The following is a 23034-nucleotide window of genomic DNA, read 5'->3' as shown; positions in this document are numbered from 1 at the left end:
CCGCCCACCGGGTCGAGCCGCCCGGCGTCGGGGCGATGGTCGGCCGTCGGGCGACGGCGGTCGAACGAAGCGGGCGGAGCCGATCCGGTTCGTGCGTCGACCACGCGGGATCGGCCCGCTGCTCGGCTATGCGCCCGTGCCCGGTGTCCCGCGGCCCGGGGCGCCGCGGAAGGCGGCGCGGTAGTCCCTCGGGGCGACACCGACGTGCCGGGTGAAGTGTTGGCGCAGGGCCAGGGGGGAGCCGAAGCCGCAGTGCCGGGCGATGGCGGTGATCGAGAGGTCGCCGATCTCCAGGAGGCGCTGCGCGGCCAGCACCCGCTGGGTGGACAACCAGCGCAGCGGCGAGGTGCCCGTGCTGCGTGCGAAGTGGCGGGCGAAGCTGCGTTCGGACATGCCGGCCAGGGCGGACAACTCGGCGACGGTCCAGGGGTGGCGCAGGTCGTCCAGGACCCGGCCGCGCAGTCGACCGAGGCCGTCGTCCGGGGCGGCGGGCGAGGCCGGTACCGGGTTGTTGACGAACTGGGCCTGGCCGCCCGAGCGGAAGGGCGCGGTCACCATCGTGCGGGCGATCTCCATGGCGGCGGTCGCGCCGTGGTCGACGCGGACCAGGTGCAGGCACAGGTCGATGCCGGCCGCCGAGCCGGCCGAGGTCCAGATCGAACCGTCGCCGACGAACAGGACGTTGGCGTCCACGGTGACGGCCGGGTATTGGTCGGCCAGGTCGTCGGTGTCCAGCCAGTGTGCCGTCGCGCGCCGTCCGTCCAGCAGGCCGGCGGCGGCGAGCACGAAGGCACCCGAGCACAACGAGGCGATCGTGGCGCCCCGTTCGTGCGCGGACCGCAGGGCCCGCAGCACGTCGTCGGGGAAGGTGTCGCGCCTCGGCACGACCCGGTGTTCGTTGCCCGGGACGATCACGAGATCGCACTCGTCGAGGCCGTCCAGGTCGTAGTCGGGAATGCAGAAGACGCCGGCCCCCAGATTCACCCCGGCGCGTTGCGGGCCGCACACCCGAAGCTCGAAGGCCGGGACGCCCCGGTCGGTGCGATTGACTCCCCAGACCTCGAAGGCGACCGCGTATTCGAACACCCGTACCGGGTCGAACAGCAGAATCCCCACGCGCCGCATGGCGGCAACCTAACCCGCCCGGCGTGGATGCCACCACGGACCGGCCGGTGATCCGGTGGATCGGCCGGCCGGGCCGTGGTCCGCGCGAGCGCTCGGGCGACGAGCGGCTCCTCGTTCCCGATCCGTCCCGCGACGTCCGGGTCCTGTCCGTTCCCGCGGCAGGCTCCGGGCGCATCCTTGGTGCGACTCGCGCCCATCCGCCCCGTGACCGATGGGATCGAGCGGCCGGATCGGCGTACCGCACACCCCGGGAAGGTCCTCGGGGCCGAGGTGTGTGGCGGCTTCCGGCTCGCCTTCGATCCTTGTCGCTGTCGTGGGGTCGAGGTGAGTGGCAGAAATGCCAACCATGGATGGATTTCTGCCACGCCCGGCGGGCGTACCCCGAGCCGGGACCACGGTCGGGGCGGAGGTGTGCACGAGACGGGTGCTCGTATGGCGGGTGCTCGTATGACGAGTGCGCAAGCGGAGGTGGGTGTCGACGCAGGTGTGCATAAGTTGTCCACAGCCTGTGGAAACTTTTGGGGGATGTCGGAGCTTCCTGTGGACAAGACGTGTCCCATGGTGGGCCGGGCCGGCCCCGGCGCGCCCCGGTGACACGCCGTCAGACGCCCTTGCGCGCCGGCACCTCGTCCGGTTCCAGCCGGCGCATGTCGGCGAAGCCGTCACCCGTGGAGTAGCTGTCCTCGCACAGCACGAGCGCGTCGGCGTCGAAGCCCCACACGATCGCCATTTGCGTTTCGTACAGGTAGAACGCGTCGACGTCCGGCACGGACCGGCCCATTCCGGCCAGGATCCGTCCCGGATAGGCGATCCGCAGGATGCCCTCGGTCACCACGGTGTCCTGATCCACCGTCAGGCGGTCGATGTGGTGCGCGAGTCGGCCGCAGTCGTTGTCGACCACGGCACGATAGAACTCGCGGACCTCGGCGTGACTCTTGGGGGCGCGATCCACCGGGGAAGCGCCCCACTGGTGGTAGACGGCCCGCGGCGAGACGGTGGCCATCAGGGCGTCCAGGTCGCCTTCGTGCTCGGCGCGCATGTGCGCAATCAGGGTGGTCAGGATCGCCTGCCGGCGCGGATCGTTCTCCGCCGCCAGGCGTTTCTCGGCGAGTTCCCACGTGCGTCGCGCGTCGATGAGCCCGGTCATGTGTCCACCCTCCGCCGGTCGTTGTGTCTCCCGACACCTTGCATCGAAGTAGTTCACTGTGCAATACAAGTAATTGACTGTGCAATGCAAATCGCATGCGTGGCACACCTGAATCCGCCCGAGTGGCACACCGGTGGTTCCGCCCGGTGCGGCGTGCGTGTTCCGGACGACGAGGTGGCGACAGATGAGCGACGCGGGCGAAGTGCGGGACGCCAAAGCGATGTTCGACCTGAGCGGCCGGGCGATCGCGGTGGCCACCCATTGCGGCGATCTCGATCGATTGGCGCGCTGGTGGACACGACCGTCGCGCACTTCGGCGGCATCGACATCGTGCTCGACAACGCCGCGAACGAACCGGCGCAACCGGTCGGCGAGATCACCCCCGCCGCGGGCAGCTTCATGACCGGACGGATCGCCGGCATCGACGGCGGGCCGACCGTGCAGTGAGCCGGGTACCGCCCGGTCGGGCGCGGCTCGCTCGGTCGCGCGCGGCTCAGTCGAGCGCGGTGGCGCCGATCACCGGGACGAGTGCGTCCGGAAGCGGGTACACCGGCTCGGCCGGCACGGCCGCGGCGGCCGCGGCCAGGTCACCGGCGCGGACCAGATCGTGCACCCGGTGCGCGAGCGCGGTCACGTCGGTGATCCGGCGCGTCCACTCGTCGGCGTAGGCGCGCGTCGCCCACCCGGCCAGGCCGAGCTGCAACGAACGATGCGCCAACGGCCGCAGGGTCAGGTCGCGTTCGGGGTCCCATTGGATTCGCACCGTGGTCGCGTGCAGCCGCCGACCCCACGTGTCCCGGTCCGGATAGGTGGTGTGGTCGTAGTGGCTCAGGCACGCCCCGGCGAGCGCGGCCTCGAAGCCCTCGCGGCTGATCTCCAGGGCCAGCACCCGCTCCTGCTTGGGCTTGGTCGCCCATCCGCTGCGGTACATCATCCAGGTGAAACTGGGCTTGACCCAGGTCATCCGCTCCCGACTCCAGGTGTCCGGAAACCGCTGCCCCCGGATGGCCGCGTCGGCGATCTGCGGCTTGTACGCCTGGTACACCGTGACGGTGTCGTCGGTGTACGCGGCGCGGATCTGTCGGTTCGGTATTTCCATGTCCGCAGTCTGTTCGCCCACCCGACCCGCGACCAATCGTTTTCCCACCAGCCCACCAGCCCACCAGCCCACCAGCCCACCAGCCCACCAGCCCACCAGCCCACCAGCCCACCAGCCCACCGGCCGTCGCCGCGAAGCGGCCAAGTCCGGCCCCACCCGCCCCCGCTCGGGTGGAGCCTGCTCGGGCGGGGCTCAGCCGTCCTCGCCGGGCGGTGTGCCGCAACTCGGGCCGCCGGGTCCGTCGAACTGCACCGAACCGAAGAAGTCCCGGTAGGTGGGGAAGAAGTTGCCCTTGCCGGTCGGGCCGGCGGAGGTCACGGCCGTGCAGCCGGTGAAGTTCGCGTCGGACCAGAGGTAGATGGTCGAGGGGGTCCGGTTCCAATCCGACTTGGCCCGGTCGTTCATGCCGAGCGCCGCGAGATCCGGGGTGCTCGTCCTCAGTGTGATCATGTCGCCGGTCCCGTCGAGGCCCGAGAACATGCAGTAGTAGCCGTCGGGGCACCGGTCGTATCCGTCGGCGGCGTGCGCCGCGGAGACCGGTGCGGCGGTGGCGGTCGCGGCGGCCACCGCCACGAGCAGTACGGAGAACTTCTTCCTCATCGACGCTCCTCGGCCGAGATGTCGTGAACTCCTGACACCAGGCCAAACGGTCCGATGGCCCGGAGGACACGGCCGCCCCGGTCGGGGTCGACGGAGGTGTGATCCCGCCTCCAAAAAATGCTTGATATTGACAAGCGATCGCGAGTCGGAGAGATTCGATGTTGCCGGGCGACACGCGTTCCCGGTCCGTATCGATGTGCAGCGCGGGGCAGACCCGACCGCGACCCTTCCGTGCCCGGCGGGCGTCGACCCGCGTCGCGACCACGCGATCCACGCACGTGAAGGAGCAGCGACGTGCATCTCGCCCCGACCCCAGCGCAGGACGCTCTGCGGGCAGAACTGCGGGACTATTTCACCCGCCTGATCACCCCCGACGTCCGCGCGGAACTCGACCGCGAGGGCGAGGGAGGCGGCCCCACCACCCGACGGGTGCGCCGGCAACTGGGCGCCGACGGCTGGCTCGGCATCGGTTGGCCGGCCGAGTACGGCGGCCAGGGCAAGGGCCCGGAGATGCAGTTCATCTTCTTCGACGAGGCGTACCGCGCCGGCGCGCCGGTCTCCATGGTCACCCTGAACACCGTCGGCCCGACCCTGATGAAGTTCGGCACCGAGGCGCAGAAGAGCTACTACCTGCCGAGGATCCTCGCCGGCGAGATCATCTTCGCGATCGGCTACAGCGAGCCCTCGGCCGGCACCGACCTGGCGTCGCTGCGCACCCGTGCGGTGCGCGAGGGCGACGAGTGGGTGATCAACGGGCAGAAGATCTTCACCTCGACCGCCCAGGGCGCCGACTGGATCTGGCTCGCCTGCCGCACCGACGTGGACGCCCCCAAGCACAAGGGCATCACGATGATCCTGGTGCCCACCAGCGACCCGGGCTTCTCCTGGACCCCGATCGTCACCGTCGGCGGGATGACCACGACGGCCACGTACTACGACAACATCCGGGTGCCCTACGACAACCTGGTGTTCGAGGAGAACTCGGGCTGGAAGCTGCTCACCAACCAGCTCAACCACGAGCGGGTCGCGCTCGCGGCGCTGGGCATGCAGGCCGAGGACTTCTTCGCCGAGGTGCTGGAATGGGCCCGCGAGACCGAGATCGAGCCGGGCGTCAAGGTGGTCGACCAGCCGTGGGTCCAGCTCAAGTTCGCCGAGACCTACGCCCGCCTGTCCGCCGTTCGGATGTTCAGCTGGCGGCTCGTGCACGACGTCGGCAACAACACGCTCAACGCGGGTGACGCGTCGGGCGTGAAGTTCTTCGGCACCGAGGGTGCCATCGAGGTGTATCGCAACCTGATGGAGATCGTCGGCCCGGACGCGACCCTGCGACCCAAGTCGCCCGGCGCGTTCAGCGACGGCCTCCTGGAGGCGATGAACCGCCGCGCGCAGATCAACACCTTCGGCGGCGGCGTCAGCGAGGTCCAGCGCGAGATCGTCGCCATGGTTCGCCTTGGCATGACCCGAGTGAAGCGGTGAAGGACGACATGACCGACCCCAACAGCCAGGACAAGGCCGCCTTCCTCGCGGTCGTCAAGAAGTACGAGGGTGTGCACGACGTCTCCGGCGTGCTCGCGCTCGACCCGGTCAACGGGCCGATGATTCGGCACTGGGCCGAGGCCATGGGCGACACGAACCCGGTGTACACCGACCCCGAGGCCGCCGCCCGCACCCACTTCGGCGAGGTGGTCGCGCCCGCGACCATGCTCCAGGTGTGGATCATGCGCGGCCTGGAGGGCGGCGCCCCGGCGAACTCGGCGACCGGCGAGCTGTACAAACACTTCACCGACAACGGCTTCGGCTCGGTGGTGGCCACCAACTGCGAGCAGGAGTACCTGCGCCCGCTGCGCCTGGGCGAGGTGGTGCAGTACGACCAGCTGATCGAGACCGTCTCCGACGAGAAGACCACCGGCCTGGGCACCGGCCACTTCATCACCACACTGACCAACGTCTACGTCGACGGCGAGGCCGGCCGCGAACTGGTCGGCACGCACCGCTTCCGGATCCTGCGCTACACCCCGCACAAGAAGAAGGCCAAGGCCGCGCCGCCCGCCGAGCGGCCGCTGCGCCCGCGCAAGGTGGTCAACAAGGACAACCAGGCGTACTGGGACGGTGTGGACGCCGGGAAGCTGTTGTTCCAGAAGTGCGCCGCCTGCGCCACCCCGCGCTTCCCGTTCGCGCCCGGCTGCAACAACTGCGCGTCGCTCGAATGGCAGACCGTCGAGTCCACCGGCAAGGGCGTCGTGTACTCGCACGTCACGATGCACTACCCGAAGTTCCCGGCGTTCGACATGCCGTACGCGGTCGGCCTGATCGAACTCGAGGAAGGCGTCCGGATGCTGGGCAACGTGCTCGGCGTCCCGCACGACGAGGTCCGCATCGGGATGCCGGTCGAGCTGGAATTCGTCACCCACGACGCCGAGCTGACCGTGCCCGCGTTCCGAGCGGTTGGGGAGAACTGATGGACTTCAACCTCACCGAGGACCAGCGCGAGCTGTCCTCGCTGGCCGAACGCATCCTCGCCGACCAGTCCACGGACGAGCGGCTGAAGAAGCTCACGCACTCCGGCGCGGACCTGGACACCGAGTTGTGGGGCAAGATCGCCGAGGCCGGTCTGGTCGGCGCGCTCGTCGAGGAACGGCACGGCGGCGGCGACCTGGGCCTGGTCGGCCTGGCCCTGCTGTTGGAGCAACAGGGCCGGTTCACCGCGCAGATCCCGCTGCTCGACACGGTCGTGTACGGGCTGCTCCCGCTGCTGCGGTTCGGCTCGGACGAGCTGATCGAACGCGACCTGCCCGGGCTCCTGGACGGCTCGCGGATCGTGGCCGGCGCGCTCGCCGAGGTTGGCGCGGGACTGCCCGCCGTACCCAAGGTGACCGCGCGACGGGACGGAGCCGGCTATCGCCTGGACGGCGACAAGCGCGCGGTGGCCTGGCTCACCGTCGCCCACCGGATCCTGGTCACCGCGTCGCTCGACGGCGCGCTCGCGGTGTTCACCGTGGACGCGGACGCCGCCGGGGTCGAGATCGAGGCCGCGCCGACCACCGCGCCGTGGGCGTCGGGCAACCTGAGACTGACCGACGCGCCCGCCCGGCCGGTCGGCACCGTCGAGGACGGCCCCGAGGTCGCCGCGTGGATCGTCGACCGCGCGCGCGTCGCGCTGGCGGCCCAGCAACTGGGCGTGTGCGAGCGCGGCCTGGCCCGCACGGTCGAACACGTGAACGCCCGCGAGCAGTTCGGCAAGCCGCTGTCCACCAAGCAGGGCGTGATGTTGCGCGCCGCCGAGGCGTACATGGACACCGAGGCCATCCGGGTCACCACGCTGGAGGCCGCGTGGCGGATGGACCGGGGCGAGGCGGCCACCGAACAGGCACTGGTCGCACGCTGGTTCGCCTCCGAGGCGGGCAAGCGCGTGGTGCACGCGTGCCAGCACCTGCACGGCGGCACCGGCTCCGACGTCGACCACCCCATCCACCGCCACTTCCTCTGGGGCCGTCAGATCGACGTGACCCTGGGCAGCGGCATCCAACAGCTCGCCGCGCTCGGCAAGCTGCTCGCCCACGTGCCCGCCCAGGGAGGCAGCCGATGACCACCGAGGACCTCGTGAGCCGAACCCACGCGCAGGTGTCCGTCGGCGACGAACTGCCGCCGCTGGCCATTCCGCTGACCCGCACGCTGATCGTGTCGACCGCGCTGGCCACCCGCGACTTCCAGGACGTGCACCACGATCCGCAACTCGCGGCGGACAAGGGCTCGCCGGACATCTTCATGAACATCCTGACCAGCAACGGCCTGGTCGGGCGCTACATCACCGACTGGGCGGGCCCCGAGACCGAACTGCGCAAGGTCGCGATCCGGCTCGGCGCGCCCAACTACCCCGGCGACACCATGACCCTGACCGGCACGGTGACCGCCAAGACCACCGCCGAGGACGGCACCTCGCTCGTGGAGATCGCCGTCGTCGGCGCCAACAAGCTCGGCAACCACGTCACCGGCACGGTCACGGTGAAGCTGCCGGAAGGAGCCGAAGCGTGAGCCTCAAGCACGCCGACAATCTGCGCGGCAAGACCGCCATCGCCGGGATCGGCGCGACCGAGTTCTCCAAGGAGTCCGGTCGCAGCGAGCTGCGCCTGGCCGTCGAGGCGGTCGGCGCCGCGCTCGACGACGCCGGGATCGCGCCGTCCGAGGTGGACGGCCTGGTCAGCTTCACCATGGACACCAACCCCGAGATCGCGGTCGCCGCGGCGGCCGGGATCGGCGACCTGACCTTCTTCAGCCGGATCCACTACGGCGGCGGCGCGGCCTGCGCCACCGTCGCGCAAGCCGCGATGGCGGTCTCGAGCGGGGTCGCGGACGTGGTGGTCTGCTACCGCGCGTTCAACGAGCGCTCCGGTCGCCGGTTCGGCTCCGGCGTACTCCAGCGCGACCCCACCGTCGAGGGCGTGGGCCTGGGGTGGAACATGCCGCACGGCCTGCTCACCCCGGCCTCGTGGGTGGCCATGTTCGCGCAGCGATACCTGCACGTGTACGGCGCGACCACCGAAGCGTTCGGCCACGTCGCGGTCGCCGACCGCAAGCACGCCGCGAACAACCCGAAGGCGTACTTCCACGGCAAGCCGATCACGCTCGAGGACCACCAGAACTCGCGCTGGATCGTCGAGCCGATGCGGTTGCTCGACTGCTGCCAGGAGACCGACGGCGCGCAGGCGATCGTGGTCGTCAGTGCCGAGCGTGCCAAGGACCTGCGGCAGAAGCCCGCGATCATCAACGCGGCCGCACAGGGCGCGGGTCGCCTCCAGGACCAGATGACCAGCTTCTACCGGGACGAGATGACCGGTCTCGCCGAGATGGGCGTGGTCGCCAAGCAGTTGTGGCAGACCTCGGGGCTGACCCCCGACGACATCCAGACGGCGGTGCTCTACGACCACTTCACCCCGTTCGTGCTGATGCAGTTGGAGGAGTTCGGCTTCTGCGGGCGCGGCGAGGCGCCGGCGTTCGTCGCGAACGGCGGGCTGGAACTGGGCGGCAAGCTGCCCACGAACACGCACGGCGGCCAACTGGGCGAGGCGTACCTGCACGGGATGAACGGCATCGCCGAGGGTGTCCGGCAGATCCGCGGCAGCTCGGTCAACCAGGTCGAGAACGTGCACAACGTGCTGGTGACGGCGGGTACCGGGGTGCCGACTTCGGGGCTGGTGCTGGGCGTCGAGTAGGCGGGGGCGGGCGGGGGCGGTGGGCGCGACCGAAGCGGCCGGATGCCACCGGATCGGGCGCCGCCCGTGCCGCGCGCCCGTGCCGCCCGGGTGCCGCCTTGCCGGTGCCGCCCGGTGCCGTTCGCCCGGACCGCCCGGTGCCGCTTTGCCTGGGCCGCTCGGGTGACGCGTCGGCGCGTCGCCCGAGCGGTCCGGCGGATCCGCCGGACGCGGTGCGCAGCGTGGTGGGACGTCCTTTCCCACCACGCCGGGAGGCACCGTGCGCCCTTCGCTCACCCGTCGTATCGCCTCGGCCGTGTTGCTCACCGCCGTGCTCGGCCTGTTGCCGGCCGGGCTCGCCGAGGGTGCCCGCGCACGTTCGGGACAGCCCTTCTTCGTCGACGGGCCGGGCTTCGACACGTGCGAGACACCGACCGTGGAGACCATGCAGGCCTGGCGGGACTCGCCGTACAAGGTGGTCGGGATCTATGTCGCGGGCGACAACCGCGCCTGCCGGAGCAGCCGGTTGACCCGCGACTGGGTCACCGCCGTACATCGCCAGGGCTGGGACTTCCTGCCGATCCAGGTGGGCCTCCAGGCGCCCTGCTCGCAGTCCGGCAAGCCGGGCAGGATCGACCCGGCGCGCGCCGCGGCGCAGGGCGCCGCGGAGGCCGACGACGTGGTGGACCGCAGCACCGCGCTCGGATTCAAGCGCGGCAGCGCGGTCTGGTACGACATGGAGGCGTACGACAACACCGACGCCGCCTGCCGGACCGCGGTGCTGGACTTCGTCTCCGCGTGGTCCGACCGGGTCCGCGAACGCGGTTTCCTGGCCGGCTACTACAGCAGCCTCGACTCCGGCATCGCCGACCTGGTCGAGGCGGTCGACAAGCGCTCCGTCCCGGACGCGGTCTGGTACGCCCGCTGGGACGATCGCGCGGTCACCACCGGCGACGGCGCGCTCCCCGACGGCTATTGGCGCGACCGGCGCGTGCACCAGTACAGCGGCAACGTCACCGAGACCCACGGCGGCAAGAAGATGAACATCGACCGCAACGCGGTCGACGGACCGGTGGGCGTCTTCTGACCACCCGGTCCACGCGAGGTGACCACCACCACCGGGTCCACGCGGCGCGTGAGCGTCACTCCCGCACGACGTGAGCACCGGTGCCGTGCGGCACGCCGGTCGGGCCGGGATCGGCCCGACCGGCGACGCCCGTGTCGACGGCTCAGCCCCGGTCGAGTTCGCTGACCTCCAGTGCCCCCTCGGCGTACTGGCTCCGGATCACCTTCTTGTCGAACTTGCCCACGCTCGTCTTGGGCACGGCGGTGATCAGGCTCCACCGCTCGGGCACCTGCCAGCGGGCCACCTTGCCCGCGAGATAGTCGCGCAGTTGCTCGATCGTGGTCTCCGCGCCCTCGCGCAGCACGACCGTGGCCAACGGGCGCTCGCCCCACTTGTCGTCGGGCACGCCCACCACGGCCGCCTCGACCACGTCGTCGTGACCCATCAGGGTGTTCTCCAGCTCGACCGACGAGATCCACTCGCCGCCCGACTTGATCACGTCCTTGGCCCGGTCGGTCAGCCGCAGGAAGCCGTCGGCGGTGATCGTGCCGACGTCGCCGGTACACAACCAGCCGTCCTTGAATCGGCCGCCGCCGCCGGCGTCCACCGATCCCTCGTCACCGATGTAGGCACCCGCGATCCACGGACCGCGCACCAGCAGTTCGCCGACCGCCTCGCCGTCGAGCGGGACGTCGACACCGTCCGGACCGACCAGTCGGGCCTGCACCGAGGCGGGCAGCCGCCCCTGGGAGATCCGGTACGGGAACGCCTCGTCGCCGGTGAGCCCGGCCGGCGGGCGGGCCACCGAGCCCAGTGGCGAGGTCTCGGTCATCCCCCAGGCGTGGATGATCCGCACTCCGTGCCGTTCCTCGAACGCGTGCATCAGACCGGGCGGGCAGGCCGAGCCGCCCACCACGACCTCCTTCAGCGAGGACACGTCGGTCTTGTGCACGTCGAGGTGGTCGAGCAGGCCGGTCCAGATGGTCGGCACCGCGGCGGCGAACGTCGGCCGCTCGGCGGCGATCATCGTGGCCAGCGGCTCCGCCTGGAGGAACCGGTCGGGCATCAGGATCGACGCGCCGCACAACATCGCCGCGTACGGCAGGCCCCACGCGTTGACGTGGAACATCGGCACCACCGGTAGCAGCATGTCCCCGGAGCCCAGGCCGAAGCCCTCCATCGAGCACACCTGCATGCTGTGCAGGTAGGTCGAACGGTGGCTGTACACCACGCCCTTGGGGTTGCCCGTGGTGCCGGAGGTGTAACACATCGCCGCGCCCTGCCGCTCGTCGATGTCCTCGGCCCAGTCGAACTCGGTCGGCCGTCCGGCGAGCAGGTCGTCGTAGCGGTGCACCTGCTTGCCGCAATCCGCGAGCGGAGCCAGATCGGTGTCGGCGCCGGTGACCACGACGTGTTCGATGGTCCGGAGCTGGGACAGCAGGGGTGCGGCCAGTGCCGCGAGCGAGCCGTCCAGCACCAGCACCCGGTCGTCGGCGTGGTTGGCGATGTAGATCAACTGCTCGGGCGGCAGCCGCAGGTTGAGCGTGTGCAGCACCGCGCCCATCGACGGGATCGCGAGGTAGCACTCCAGGTGCTCCTGGTTGTTCCACAGGAAGGTGGCGACCCGCTCGTCGCCGGTGATGCCGAGCTCGCGCAGGCCGTGGGCGAGTTGCGCGGAGCGCCGACCGACCTCCGCGTAGGTGGCCCGCCTGGGCGCGCCGCCGGTCCAGGTCACCACCTCCGAACCGCCGTGCACCGTGGTGCCGTGTCGCATTATGCGAGCGATCGTCAAGGGCACGTCCTGCATCGTGCTCAGCACTGTGTGGCCTCCCTGCATTCGCCGGACGGGGACCGGTCGAGGTGAAGGGATTCTTTCTCGCGGATCGGGTGGTTGTCAGCCCCCGGAGCGTGCGCTTCCATATGCGCGTCGAGCGCCGGACCACGCGCCCGGCACGATCCGCCGTGCGCCCATACGGGTGAACCAGGCGTGGCGATCGGCCGATCGGAGCAGTCGAACGGAAGAATGCGACGGTGTCCCGGTTGCACCGATGACACATCGTTTTCGGTGGAACGCCGCGAGCATTCGGTAATTCCCGCTTTTCCGCTCTTCCGGAGGGGGACCGGCGAGCCCTCGGCTTCCCCTTGGAGGGCGCCCCATGTACCCGCTGGAGGTGCGGTCCGAACCGCACCGACCGTACGACGTCGTGCTGCCGGACGCGCTCGGCCATCCCGTGCTCGGCTTCCGGGACGGCTATTGGTTCCGGCTCGATCGCGACGGGCCGCCGCGTCCGTTGTGCGCGCGCACCGCGATCATCGGACATCCGGAGTCCGCCGGGCCTATCGTGCAGGTCATGTGTTGGTGGATGCGGGAACACCACGACCACCCCCAGGCGATGGATCTCGCCACCGAACTGGCGTTGACCGTCGGCGAGATGAGTCGCCGGCTGCATGCCCAGGGGCCGGCGGCATGGTGAGGCGCTGCGGGTCGGTGCGGATACGGCGGGTGCCGTGCGGCCCTCGGGTGCCGGCGGTCCGGGTGCGGTCGTGTGCGATTCCGTGCTGCCGGACCGGGCCTCGGCGGCGGTGCGGCTGAGCGGGTCCTCGCCCGGACGGGTTCGAGGTTTCGCCCGGGTGGTCCGCTCGTCCGGGTGACGCGCGGGCGGGCCGGCGGTTGGCGGGTGCCGGGTCGGTCGCCGACCCGGCGCGCCGGCCTGCGCGCGCCGCCTGCCCACCCGGGTTCCCTGCCTGGCGTCTGCCTCCCCGGGTCCCCTACTTGGGGGAGGCGATCTTGCCGAGCAGGTCGACGATGCGCTGTTGTACGTCCTCGCGGGTCGACCGCTCGGCCAGGAACAGCACGGTCTCGCCGGTCTGCAGCCGGTGCAGGTCGTGCTCGACCAGGTCGAGCGTGGTGTAGACGACGATCGGCGTCGAGTGCAGGCGCGCGTTGTTGCGCAGCCAGTCCACCACGCCCATCCGGCGCCGGCGCACCAGCATCAGGTCGAGCACCACGAGGTTGGGCTCGACGCTGGACGCCTTGGACACCGCCTCGCTCTCCGAGGCCGCGTGCACCACGTCCATGCCGCGCCGCTCCAGCGACGCGGTGAACGCCGCCGCGATATCCGGATTGCCCTCCACCAGGAGCACCCGCGAGGCGTGTCCGGCACTGTCCGCCGGCGCGAGCGAACGCAGCAGTACGGCCGGGTCGGCGCCGAACGCGGCGTCCCGGGTGGCCTGCATCAGCCCGGCGGTGACCAGCACCGGGATCTGCGCGGCGGTGGCGGCGGTGCGCAGCGACTGGAGCGCGGTACGGGTGATCGGCCCGGTCAGCGGATCCACGAACAGCGCGGCGGGCTGCACCGGGACGCTCGCGTCCACCTCCTCGCGCGAACGCACCAGGAGCGGACTCCAACCGCGCGCGGTCAACGCGCCCGCCGTCGCCCCGTCCGGCTCGGGCCAGACCAGCAGTCGGCGCGGCTGCCCGTCCGGTGCGGGCGTGACCATGGTCGGCAGGTCGGCGCCGGACATCGCCTCGGCGTCCCCGGGCGGCGCGGCCGGGAAGCCGGGTCGCCGGCCCTGGACCGGAATCGGTTGATCCGGCCCGGCAGGGATCGGTGGCAACAACTCGGTCGGCATGTCGGCGGCGGCGGGCCGGCCCGGCCGATCCTGCACGCTGGTGGTTCGTCCGGCACCGTCCGAGGTACGACCCTGGGCCGGGATGGCCGCCGGCGGCGTGGACAACCGGCGCCGGGCCTGCGCGCCCTGCGGGGTGTGCGTGCCGTTGAGCCGCCCGCCGGCCGCCGGCGCGGACGCGGGCGAAGCGGTGGCGGCGGGTCGTTGCGGCAGCGCGGTCGGCTCGGGCCGCTCGACCTCGGCCCCGACCTGGCGGGCGACCCCGCGGTGCGATCCGGACGGTCCGTCGGCGGACTCGCCGGCGTCGTGCGTGTCGCGCGAGGGCCGGCCGCGCCGCGAACGCGGCGGATAGACCGCCTCGAACGCGCCGCTGTTGTTGCGCGCGGCCTCCTCGGCCTCGTCGTACCCGTCCGAGTCGGGCCGCTCGTGCCCGCCTTCGGCGGAACCCGTGCTCGCCGGCACCAGCGGCACCGGCGCGACCGTGCCCGGCGGCAACGCGAACGGTCCCTGCGGCGCGGCGGCCACCGAACCGGGCGGTGGCGGTGCGGGCACCGGCGGGGTGGACGAACCGGCCGGCTCCAGGCGGGCCCGAGGCGGCTGCGCACCGCGTCCGCGCACGGCGAGTTCGACCCCGCTGCCCGGCGCGGGCGCGGGTCGTGCGGCGGCGTTCCCGGCCCGCTCGACCTCCGCACGACCCTTCGGCTCCGCGGTGTCCGCCCCGCTCTTCGGCTCGGCGGCCTCGCCCTCGTCCGCGTCGTCCGCTTCCGGACCGGTCGACTCGGCCGCGGCGTCCTCGTCCTCGTCGGTCGGCTTCGCGGCGCCCTCGGCCTCGCTCTTCCCGTCCTTGCCCTTGTCGCCGTCGCCCTTACCCTTGCCGGCCTTGTCGGCGGCCGGGTCCGGTCGGCCCGCCTGGCGCGCCCGGCGGCCCTTGGCCGCGCGGTGCTCGCCGGAGCTCTCGACCTGTTCGGCGGCCTCCGCGTCGGCGGGCAACTCGACCACGTACGTGCTGCCTCGGCCGGGCATCGTGTGCGACTCGACGGTGCCGCCGTGCGCCTCGACGACCGCGCGCGCGAGCGGGACCCGGACGGCACTGCCCCGGCTCTCCGGACCGCGCACCTCGATCCGGGCGAGATCGCCGCGCTGGGCCGCCGCGACCACGACGGTGGAACCCTCGGGTCCGGCCGCGACGACGTCCGCGAGCAGGTGGCCCAGGGCTCGGGTCATCGCGTCCACGTCCACCCGCACCCCGACCGGGGACGCGTTCACCGCGAACTCCACGCCCGCGCCGCGCGCGAGGTAGGTCACCGTCTCCATGGCCCGATCGACGAGGTCGTCCACCGTGGTCGGCACCCGCTCGGGCTCGGCCGCCCCGTCGGTGTCCTGCGGCTCGGCCGGTTCGGTACCGGCCGCCTGGTGCGCGAGCACCTCGCCCGCGAGCTCCTCCAGGCTCTCCAACTCGCCCGCGACCTGACGCACCATCCGCCGGGCGCCGTGACCGACGTCACCGGCCGCTCCGTCGGCCACCTTCTTCAGTCGACCGCGCACCGCCGCGAGCCGCCCCAGTATCTCGCCGTCGACCAACTCGGCGAGCTGGGACCGACGTTCGCCGAGCAGCTTCTCGCGCGCGGTGTCGCTGAAGGTCATCACGGCGCCGACCACGGCACCGCCGAGCAGGATCGGCGCGGTGATCATGTCCACCGTCACGTAGCCCTCGTCGCCGCGCCACAACACCTGGTCGCGCAGCCGCTGCCGGCGACCGTTGCCCAGGGTGACCAGCGGCGGGCACTCCTCGGCGGGCAGCGTGGTGCCGTCGGCCCGGGCGTGCATGAGCAGTTCGTGTACGTTCCGGCCGCCGAGGTCGCTCGCGCGATGGCGCAGGATCCGGGCGGCGGCCGGGTTGGCCAGCACGATGTTGCCCTCGGCGTCGATGCCGATGATGCCCTCGCAGGCCGCGCGCAGGATCATCTCGGTCTGCCGTTGCTGGCGCGCGAGTTCTGCCTCGACGTCGACCTTTCCGGTCAGGTCGCGCACGACGATCATCAGCAACTCGTCGTCGTACCCGGCGGGCAGGTTCGCGCTGGTCACCTCGACCGGGAACACGCCGCCGTCGGTGCGGTGCGCGGACATCCGGGTCGGCTTGGTCCGGGTGTCGCGCGAGTCGTTGGCCCGGACCGAACCCGGGATGCGCCGGTGGTCGAACGAGGGCAACAGATCGAGAAGCCCGCGACCCACCACGGGAGTACCCGGCGCCTCCAGGACCTCCAGTGCCATGGCGTTCGCATTGACGACGGTGCCGTTGCGATTCACCAGCAGAAGAGCGTCCGGCAGGGCGTCGAGTATGGCGGCGAGGCGAGCAGCGCCTCGGGATGGCCTGCTGCTCACGAAGCGCGTACCTCCTCCGGTCCTCGTACTGCGCGACGGCCATCTTGCCCGTCGCCGCCGAGGCATGTCACGACCGACTATCCCATTGTTTTTGCAGTCACGTTGACGAGCCTAGTAATCTGTTCCTCGTCGGCAAACACCGATGGAGGCTTCGCCTAGTCCGGTCTATGGCGCCGCACTGCTAATGCGGTTTGGGTTCATCCCCATCCCGGGTTCAAATCCCGGAGCCTCCGCTTCACGAACAGCCCGTCCGGTCCCACCGGGCGGGCTGTTTCGCGCCCATGGCGATGATGTTTCGGTGAGCGCACGGCGACCGCGGGTCACGACTCGGGACGTGATGTCCGATATAAGGCTCTTTTCCGGAGCCGTCGCCCGACTCGCCGCCCACCCGATCCGAGCGCCTCGCCCGGCCCATCGCCTGCGGCCCGCGATCCGCCCACCCGACACGGCGAAGCGCCTTCCGATTCCCCCACCGGCCGACATGTCCGAAAAGGCGCTTTCAGCTCACAGCGAACAGAGTGAGAGCACCCCCGCGCGCGTCGCCGCGGGGACGTCACGGGGACGACACGGGATGACATCCACGCCGGCGACCGACTCCTCACCAAGCTCGCCGGCCTCCGTCGGCCACTCTCCGAAGAGCCCCGCCGACTACCCGCCCGCCCCGCCCGTCCCGTCGCCGATCACCCTCCAAATGAAGGTGCTTGATCACCAAATGCCCGACTCCGACCGACCCTCGAACAATGGATTTCACCCCCGGCCGGGGAGCATGTATTGTTGACCTCGGTCAAAGCGACCAAGCGCTCGTAGCTCAACGGATAGAGCATCTGACTACGGATCAGAAGGTTGCAGGTTCGAATCCTGCCGAGCGCACAAGATTGTGCTTCCGATACAGGCCAGACCTCGAACAGGGTCTGGCCTGTTTTGCGTTTTCGAACTCGCAGACCGGTCCGGCCGAGTCCACGTCGAGGCGACTTGTCGAAGCCGGACCGCCGGTTTGCCGGCGATCAGCCGAAGGGTGCGCCGACGCGGACGACGGCGCATTCACTCGGCCCGACACCGCTTCGGGTCCGGACGGTTGACGGGCACCCCCGGATCGATGCGCGCGCCGAGCACGCGCCGTTCATGCCCGCCCGTGCGCCGCCCGGTCGGCTGTCCCCGGCCGGGCCGAATGGCTGAAGGCTCGTTCGATACCCGGACATCGGGGCACCCGTTCCTTCTCGGACTTGTTCCCCAGGGAGGCCGGATTGCCCGCCAGCCACGCCGTACCCCGCTCGCGCAGCGGAGTGCTGCGGACGAAACCCGTGGACGCCATCCTCGAGGAGAGCGGCGGCGGCGGCGAAGGCGGGGAGGAAACCGGCCTGCGGCGCACCATGGGGCTGCTCGAACTGACCTTCTTCAGTGTCGGCGCGACCCTGGGCACCGGCATCTTCGTGATCCTGGGCGAGGCGGTGCCCAAGGCCGGCCCGGCCGTGGTGATCTCGTTCCTGCTCGCGGCGATCACTGCGCTGTTCTCGGCGCTGTCCTACGCCGAACTCGCCGGGACCATCCCGGTGTCCGGCTCGTCCTACTCCTACGCGTACGCCACCCTCGGCGAAGGCATCGCGTGGGTGTGCGGGTGGTGCCTGCTGCTGGAGTACGGCGTGTCCATCTCCGCCGTCGCGGTCGGCTGGGGGCAGTACGTCAACGAACTGCTCGACTCCGCCTTCGGGGTCAGCCTCCCCGACGCGATCAGCCAACCACCCGGTGACGGCGGTACGTTCAACGTCCCGGCCGTGATCGTCGTGCTGCTCGCGGTGATCCTGCTGATGCGCGGCGTGTCGGAGAGCGCCGTGGCCAACACGATCATGGTCTTCATCAAGCTGATCACGCTCGCGTTCTTCTGCGCGATCGCCTTCACCGCGTTCGAGGACGGCAACCTCTCCCCGTTCGCACCGCTGGGCGTGGCCGGGATCAGCGCCGGCGCGTCCCAGGTGTTCTTCTCCTATATCGGCTTCGACGCCGCCTCCACGGCCGGCGAGGAGGCCAAGAACCCGCGCCGGGACCTGCCGTTGGCGATCCTTATCTCGCTCGCGATCGTCACGATCGTCTACGTCGCGGTCGCGCTCGCGGCGCTCGGCGCGTTGCCCTGGCAGGAGTTCGAGGGCAGCGAGGCGACCCTCGCGAAGATCGTCACCGATGTCACCGGCAGCTCCTGGGCGTCCACGATCCTGTCCGCCGGCGCCATCATCTCGATCGCCAGCGTCGTGCTGACCGTGCTGTACGGGCAGACCCGAATCCTGTTCGCGATGTCCCGGGACGGCCTGATCCCGCCGATCTTCGCGAAGGTGAACCGGCGTACCCAGAGCCCGGTGGCGAACACGCTGATCACCGGCACGTGGGTGGCCGCACTCGCCGCGCTGGTCCCGCTCGGCCGACTCACCGAGGCCACCAGCATCGGCACCCTGTTCGCGTTCGCGCTGGTCAACATCGGCGTGATCGTGCTCCGCCGGACCCGGCCCGACCTGCCTCGCGGCTTCAGCACCCCGTTCTTCCCGATCACCCCGATCCTGGGCGTCGGCTTCTGCGTCTACCTGATGGCCCGGCTCTCCGGCACCACGTGGCAGGTCTTCCTGGTCTGGATGGCGGCCGGCGTGGCGATCTACTTCCTGTACGGCTACCGCCACTCGCGTTGGCGTGCCCGATCCGCCGACGCCGAGGTGGGCCCGTGAGCGGGGACGGCGCGCGGATGCGCATCGTGGTGGGCTGCCGGCCGGAGCCGCGCGGCCAGGACGCGCTGGCGCTGGGCATGCTGCTCGCCCGGCAATTGGGCGCCGGCGTCGTGCTCGCGCACATCCAACCACCCGCGCTGCCCGGCGCGGGGGTGGGCGCCGTGGACGCGGAGTGGCGCGCGTTCCTGCGCGAGGAGACCGAGTGGCTGCTCAACGACGCGGAGAGCCGCATTCGCGACTGGGCCCCGGAACTGCCGGTGGAACGCGCGATCGGCCACAACCGCGGCAGCGGCCGAGGGCTGGCCCGGATCGCCGAGAGTCACGGCGCCGCGCTCGTGGTGCTGGGCCCGGCCCCGGGCGGCCGGACCGCGCGCGTCGCGCTCGGCAGCACCGCCGATCAACTCCTGCACGGCTCACCGGTGCCGGTCGCGCTGGCCCCACGCGGCTTCGCCGACCACCCGCCGCCTCGCATCGCCCGGTGCACGATCGCCTACCAGCGCGAGCCGCGGCTCACCGGAGTGCTCACCTGCGGCGTGGAGTTCGCCCGCCGACTCGATGCCGACGTGCGGCTGCTCACCCTGGTGCTGCGCCCGGTCCGGCTGTACTCGGGCAAGCAGCACCAGTCCGCCGAGCACCAGGTATTGCGGGCCGCGCGCGAACAGGCCCGGCAGGACCTCGCGACGGCGATGGCCGAGATCGACGTGCCGGTCGACGCGGAGACCGCCGAGGGCGACGACGTACGCGCCGCGATGGACACCGTCACCTGGGCCGACGACCTGCTGATCTGCGCGTCCAGCACGGTCGGCCCGGTCAAACGGGTCTTCGTCGGCGACGTTTCGCACAAGATCGTCCGCAATGCCCGCACTCCGGTCATGGTCCTGCCCCGCGGCGTTCGAGCCGAACTGTGGGACACGCCCGACCCAAGGTGATCTCGGCCGGGACGAACCGACCACGACCACCTCTACCCGGCCCCGCCCCCTCGGCCCCCGGTCACCCTCACGCCGCCGGCACCGCCCTGACCGACGCCGCCGGCTCCGCCTCCACGTCGCCCGCCCACCGGTTCGGCGCCGCCGCCACCTCCCGCCACCACGGCTCCACCTCGGCCCCGTCGACCAGCGCCGGCTCGAACAGCGCGCCGGGACGCGGGATCACCAGATCGGTGCCCAGCGCCCGAGCCGCCGCCACCGACCGCTCGGCGGGCTCCTCCCAAGCATGCGGCGCCAGATCGAACGTCCCCCAATGGATCGGCAACATCAACCCACCACCCAGCTCCGTGTGCGCCTGCACCGCGCCCTCCGGGTGCAGATGCACCTCGGGCCACGCCTCCGCGTACGCGCCGGCCTGAATCATCGTCAGGTCGAACGGCCCGTGCTCGCGCCCGATGTCCGCGAAGCCCGGGAAATAGCCGCTGTCCCCGCTGTGGAACACCCGGTGCCGGGGCCCGGCCACCACCCACGATGCCCACAGCACGGTGCCCAGCACCCGCGCGCCGCGATTGCAGTAGTGCCGCGCCGGCGTCGCGGTGAAAGTCAGCCCGGCGACCTCGCCCGCCTCGTGCCAGTCCAGCTCGGTGATCCGCTCCGCGCCGACGCCCCACCGCTCCAAGTGTGCCCCGATGCCCAGCGGCACCACGAACGCCGCGTCGCGCCCGGCCAGGGCCCGGATCGTGGCCATGTCGAGGTGGTCGTAGTGGTCGTGCGAGACGACCACGACGTCCACCTCGGGCAGGTCGGCGAAGCGCACCGGCACCGCGTGCAGCCGCGCCGGGCCGAACGCCGCCGACGGCGAGCACCGCGTGCTCCAGACCGGGTCGAACAGGACCCGCACACCGTCCAGCTCGACCAGCACGGTCGCGTGCCCGAGCCAACACGCGCGCAGCCCGGTCATCGGCGTCCGGGCGAAGTCCAACGCGGACGGGGTGACCAGCGGAATGGCGCCGGCCGGCCGACGCAATCCGGCCGCGGCCTTCTGCGCGCGCAACATCTTGCCGATCGCGCCGGGGCTGCCACGCCGAGTCGGCACCGGATTCCGGAACGCGCCGTCGCGGAAGTGCGGTGATCCCTGGATGCGCGCCAGGCGCTCACCGGCGGGTCTGGCGCCGAACGCAGCGGGCGCCAAAGACGTCAAGAAGTGCCCGGCCACATGGACTCCTCGGGCAAGCGGGGCCTTCGGCCGACCGTGCTGAGGCCGGACCGGCGACCGGTGATCGGGATGAGTGGAGATTAACCCGGCCTCCATGGCTGAAACGTCGTCCCGGGGGAGGGGGTGCACCCGTACCGCTCCTCCCCTCGGAGTAGAGGTCGGACGAACGCGGGAGTGCTTTGTCCGAGAACCGACCCCTCGATACCGGGTTGCGCCGTCCGAGTGAGCGAAGCGTTGCCCCACCGGCCCCACCCCTGTCGGCTCACGTGAGTAGGGTCGAGCCATCGCCACGGGGGATGACGGCGCATCAGTCCCCTTGTACGGCATGGTTCTTGCGCCCGGTCACGGTTCCCACGGCGGAGCCCCGCAACCACCGCGACCACCGTGACCAACCGCAGCCACCCCGCACGGACAGCACACCCACAGCCACCCGAACAGAGCAGCGGAGCCGAGGAGTCGTCATGCCCGAGACCCGTACCTACCTTGAGTTGTCCGAAGAAGGCGACGGCGCGCACAAGTACTACGAGGTCGTCGTCGACGGCGTCGACGTCACGGTCACGTACGGGCGGATCGGGGCCAAGGGCCAGACCGGCACGGTGACCCACGCCACCCCGGAGAAGGCCGCCGCGGACGCCAAGAAGAAGGTCGCGGCCAAGCTGCGCAAGGGCTACGAGCCCGCGGTACAGGGCGTTCGCCAGCCGCGCGCGATCACCCGCCGCGAGATCGTGTCCCGGCCGACCACGGCCCGCAACTCGGCGCCGGTGTTGTGGCGCTACCGCACCGGCTCCTCCGCGTTCGGCATCTTCGTCGACTCCGAGCGGGTGTTGGTGGGCAACCAGCGCGGCGACGTGTGGTTCCTGGACCACACCGGCGAGGTCACCGGCCGCTACCAACTGCCCAACGGCGTCAAGTGCATCGTCGCGGACGACTCGTGGATCTACGCCGGTTGCGACAACGGCAACGTGTACGACGTCGGCGGCAAGGCCCCGCGGGTGGCCTACGAGATCACCGACAACATCGACATCTACTGGCTCGACATCCACGACGGCGTGCTGGGCGTGTCCGACTCCAACGGCGGCTGCACCACCATCGACCACGAGGACGAGTCGTTGTGGGCCGCGGCCACCAACGGCACCGGCGCGTGGATGGTGCGCTGCGACGAGAACGCGATCTTCCACGGGCACAGCGCGGGCGTCCAGGCGTTCGCGGCCGGCGACGGCAAGGAGCTGTGGCGGACCAAGACCCGGGGCGGCGTGCTGTTCGGGTGGCAGGAGAAGGACGACGTCTACGCCGGCACCTCCGGCAACAAGGTGCACCGGATCGCCAAGTCGGACGGCACGATCCGCACCACCTACGACTGCGACGCGTCGGTGTTCTCCTGCGCGACCGCCGAGAACGGCAAGTACGTCTTCGCCGGCGACAGTTCCTCCACGGTCTACTGCTTCGCCGAGGACGGCAAGCGACTGTGGAAGCTGGGCACCACGTGCGGCTCGGCCTACTCGATGCAGTACCACGACGAGCGGCTGTACATCGTCACCACGGACGGCTCGCTGGCCTGCATCGACGTGAGCGAGGCGGCGATCGAGGCGGCCCAGGTCGGCACCGTTCCGCAGGTGCGCGACGTCAAGGCGGCCACGATCGAGGCGGTGGTGCCGACCACCGAGGTGGCCACCACCACCGACGCGGGCACCGGCGTCGTGGTCGAGTGTGTCGACCAGGGCGGCGGCCGGCTGCGGGTGCACGTGGTCACGGCCGGCTACGAGAGCGGCTGGAACGTGCAGTTCCCGAAGAACGTCCGGGTCGCCGGCGCGCGCTACGTGGTGGACTCGGTACACCCGGCCGACCGCGGCGGCTTCTACCGCGTGCGCGGCGAGATCCGTCGACTGGTCTGAGTCGACCGGGCCGGCTCGGACCCGCCGGGATCCACCGAACAGGTCCGCCAAGCC

18 protein-coding genes and 2 tRNA genes are annotated in these 23034 nt (G+C 71.3%); 13 read left to right on the top strand and 7 right to left on the bottom strand.

Translation table 11 applies throughout. From position 1 onward, the window contains the following. Positions 1-126: 126 nt before the first annotated feature. Positions 127-1125 (bottom strand): GlxA family transcriptional regulator, encoded by a 999-nt coding sequence (locus tag ACIBSV_RS27500; protein ID WP_395867544.1) that lies wholly within the window; start codon positions 1123-1125, stop codon positions 127-129. Positions 1126-1726: 601 nt separating this feature from the next. Next, complete coding sequence (locus ACIBSV_RS27495; RefSeq protein ID WP_395867542.1) at positions 1727-2272, bottom strand: nuclear transport factor 2 family protein; 546 nt, start codon at positions 2270-2272, stop codon at positions 1727-1729. 291 nt (positions 2273-2563) lie between these two features. On the opposite strand from ACIBSV_RS27495, the gene ACIBSV_RS27490 reads away from it, so the two are divergent. After that, positions 2564-2719, top strand: a complete 156-nt coding sequence (locus tag ACIBSV_RS27490; RefSeq protein ID WP_395867540.1) for a hypothetical protein — start codon at positions 2564-2566, stop codon at positions 2717-2719. Positions 2720-2765: 46 nt separating this feature from the next. Here the strand turns inward: ACIBSV_RS27490 and ACIBSV_RS27485 are convergent, their stop codons facing one another. Beyond that, complete coding sequence (locus ACIBSV_RS27485) at positions 2766-3371, bottom strand: DUF4291 domain-containing protein (protein WP_395867538.1); 606 nt, start codon at positions 3369-3371, stop codon at positions 2766-2768. A 192-nt stretch (positions 3372-3563) separates the two neighbouring features. Next, entirely contained in the window at positions 3564-3971 is a 408-nt protein-coding gene (locus ACIBSV_RS27480) for a peptidase inhibitor family I36 protein (protein WP_395867536.1), read from the bottom strand. 294 nt (positions 3972-4265) lie between these two features. On the opposite strand from ACIBSV_RS27480, the gene ACIBSV_RS27475 reads away from it, so the two are divergent. From ACIBSV_RS27475 to ACIBSV_RS27450, 6 genes are all read left to right on the top strand, one after another. Continuing rightward, positions 4266-5447: an acyl-CoA dehydrogenase family protein gene (locus ACIBSV_RS27475; protein ID WP_395867534.1), complete on the top strand. Its 1182-nt coding sequence runs from the start codon at positions 4266-4268 to the stop codon at positions 5445-5447. Positions 5448-5455: 8 nt separating this feature from the next. Continuing rightward, positions 5456-6430 carry a bifunctional MaoC family dehydratase N-terminal/OB-fold nucleic acid binding domain-containing protein gene (locus tag ACIBSV_RS27470; protein WP_395867532.1) on the top strand — a complete coding sequence of 325 codons (975 nt, stop codon included), beginning with the start codon at positions 5456-5458 and terminating at the stop codon, positions 6428-6430. Beyond that, the gene (locus ACIBSV_RS27465) at positions 6430-7557 is read left to right on the top strand and encodes an acyl-CoA dehydrogenase family protein (protein WP_395867530.1); all 1128 of its coding nucleotides are present in this window, start codon (positions 6430-6432) and stop codon (positions 7555-7557) included. The genes ACIBSV_RS27470 and ACIBSV_RS27465 overlap by 1 nt, the downstream gene beginning before the upstream one ends. Beyond that, on the top strand, positions 7554-8003 hold the full coding sequence (locus ACIBSV_RS27460; protein ID WP_395867528.1) for a MaoC family dehydratase: 450 nt from the start codon (positions 7554-7556) through the stop codon (positions 8001-8003). The genes ACIBSV_RS27465 and ACIBSV_RS27460 overlap by 4 nt, the downstream gene beginning before the upstream one ends. Beyond that, positions 8000-9181 (top strand): lipid-transfer protein, encoded by a 1182-nt coding sequence (locus ACIBSV_RS27455; protein WP_395867526.1) that lies wholly within the window; start codon positions 8000-8002, stop codon positions 9179-9181. Before ACIBSV_RS27460 ends, ACIBSV_RS27455 begins: the two co-directional genes overlap by 4 nt. Positions 9182-9440: 259 nt before the next feature. Further along, positions 9441-10247: a DUF1906 domain-containing protein gene (locus tag ACIBSV_RS27450; protein WP_395867524.1), complete on the top strand. Its 807-nt coding sequence runs from the start codon at positions 9441-9443 to the stop codon at positions 10245-10247. A 142-nt stretch (positions 10248-10389) separates the two neighbouring features. On the opposite strand, the gene ACIBSV_RS27445 is transcribed toward ACIBSV_RS27450, so the two are convergent. Next, positions 10390-12045, bottom strand: coding sequence for a long-chain fatty acid--CoA ligase (locus tag ACIBSV_RS27445; protein WP_395867522.1), 1656 nt, complete (start codon positions 12043-12045; stop codon positions 10390-10392). A gap of 337 nt (positions 12046-12382) precedes the next feature. On the opposite strand from ACIBSV_RS27445, the gene ACIBSV_RS27440 reads away from it, so the two are divergent. Continuing rightward, positions 12383-12700 (top strand): hypothetical protein, encoded by a 318-nt coding sequence (locus ACIBSV_RS27440; protein ID WP_391587367.1) that lies wholly within the window; start codon positions 12383-12385, stop codon positions 12698-12700. A 295-nt stretch (positions 12701-12995) separates the two neighbouring features. Here the strand turns inward: ACIBSV_RS27440 and ACIBSV_RS27435 are convergent, their stop codons facing one another. Next, entirely contained in the window at positions 12996-16238 is a 3243-nt protein-coding gene (locus ACIBSV_RS27435; RefSeq protein ID WP_395867520.1) for a PAS domain-containing protein, read from the bottom strand. Positions 16239-16382: 144 nt separating this feature from the next. On the opposite strand from ACIBSV_RS27435, the gene ACIBSV_RS27430 reads away from it, so the two are divergent. The 4 genes from ACIBSV_RS27430 (at position 16383) to ACIBSV_RS27415 (ending at position 19875) form a co-directional block, all read left to right on the top strand. Continuing rightward, positions 16383-16471 (top strand) — tRNA-Ser (locus ACIBSV_RS27430). A gap of 564 nt (positions 16472-17035) precedes the next feature. Further along, positions 17036-17108: transfer RNA gene (locus ACIBSV_RS27425), tRNA-Arg, on the top strand. A 374-nt stretch (positions 17109-17482) separates the two neighbouring features. Further along, positions 17483-18946: an amino acid permease gene (locus ACIBSV_RS27420; protein WP_395867518.1), complete on the top strand. Its 1464-nt coding sequence runs from the start codon at positions 17483-17485 to the stop codon at positions 18944-18946. Then, complete coding sequence (locus ACIBSV_RS27415; protein WP_395867516.1) at positions 18943-19875, top strand: universal stress protein; 933 nt, start codon at positions 18943-18945, stop codon at positions 19873-19875. Before ACIBSV_RS27420 ends, ACIBSV_RS27415 begins: the two co-directional genes overlap by 4 nt. 67 nt (positions 19876-19942) lie before the next feature. On the opposite strand, the gene ACIBSV_RS27410 is transcribed toward ACIBSV_RS27415, so the two are convergent. Beyond that, positions 19943-21088, bottom strand: coding sequence for an MBL fold metallo-hydrolase (locus tag ACIBSV_RS27410; RefSeq protein WP_395867514.1), 1146 nt, complete (start codon positions 21086-21088; stop codon positions 19943-19945). Positions 21089-21549: 461 nt separating this feature from the next. On the opposite strand from ACIBSV_RS27410, the gene ACIBSV_RS27405 reads away from it, so the two are divergent. Beyond that, on the top strand, positions 21550-22980 hold the full coding sequence (locus ACIBSV_RS27405) for a PQQ-binding-like beta-propeller repeat protein (protein ID WP_395867512.1): 1431 nt from the start codon (positions 21550-21552) through the stop codon (positions 22978-22980). The last annotated feature ends 54 nt before the right edge of the window (positions 22981-23034 follow it).

This window comes from Embleya sp. NPDC050154 (assembly GCF_044460165.1).
In the GTDB taxonomy this organism is placed as follows: domain Bacteria; phylum Actinomycetota; class Actinomycetes; order Streptomycetales; family Streptomycetaceae; genus Embleya.
Note: the sequence above shows the minus strand (reverse complement) of the source record. Positions and strands in the feature narration are given on the sequence as shown.

What these genes read in the sequence shown, in the direction of transcription:
- ACIBSV_RS27440 (WP_391587367.1), top strand. Translation starts at nt 12,383, where the DNA reads ATGTACCCGCTGGAGGTGCGGTCCGAACCGCACCGACCGTACGACGTC.
- ACIBSV_RS27500 (WP_395867544.1), bottom strand. Translation starts at nt 1,125, where the DNA reads ATGCGGCGCGTGGGGATTCTGCTGTTCGACCCGGTACGGGTGTTCGAA.
- ACIBSV_RS27405 (WP_395867512.1), top strand. Translation starts at nt 21,550, where the DNA reads ATGCCCGAGACCCGTACCTACCTTGAGTTGTCCGAAGAAGGCGACGGC.
- ACIBSV_RS27470 (WP_395867532.1), top strand. Translation starts at nt 5,456, where the DNA reads ATGACCGACCCCAACAGCCAGGACAAGGCCGCCTTCCTCGCGGTCGTC.
- ACIBSV_RS27465 (WP_395867530.1), top strand. Translation starts at nt 6,430, where the DNA reads ATGGACTTCAACCTCACCGAGGACCAGCGCGAGCTGTCCTCGCTGGCC.
- ACIBSV_RS27495 (WP_395867542.1), bottom strand. Translation starts at nt 2,272, where the DNA reads ATGACCGGGCTCATCGACGCGCGACGCACGTGGGAACTCGCCGAGAAA.
- ACIBSV_RS27460 (WP_395867528.1), top strand. Translation starts at nt 7,554, where the DNA reads ATGACCACCGAGGACCTCGTGAGCCGAACCCACGCGCAGGTGTCCGTC.
- ACIBSV_RS27485 (WP_395867538.1), bottom strand. Translation starts at nt 3,371, where the DNA reads ATGGAAATACCGAACCGACAGATCCGCGCCGCGTACACCGACGACACC.
- ACIBSV_RS27480 (WP_395867536.1), bottom strand. Translation starts at nt 3,971, where the DNA reads ATGAGGAAGAAGTTCTCCGTACTGCTCGTGGCGGTGGCCGCCGCGACC.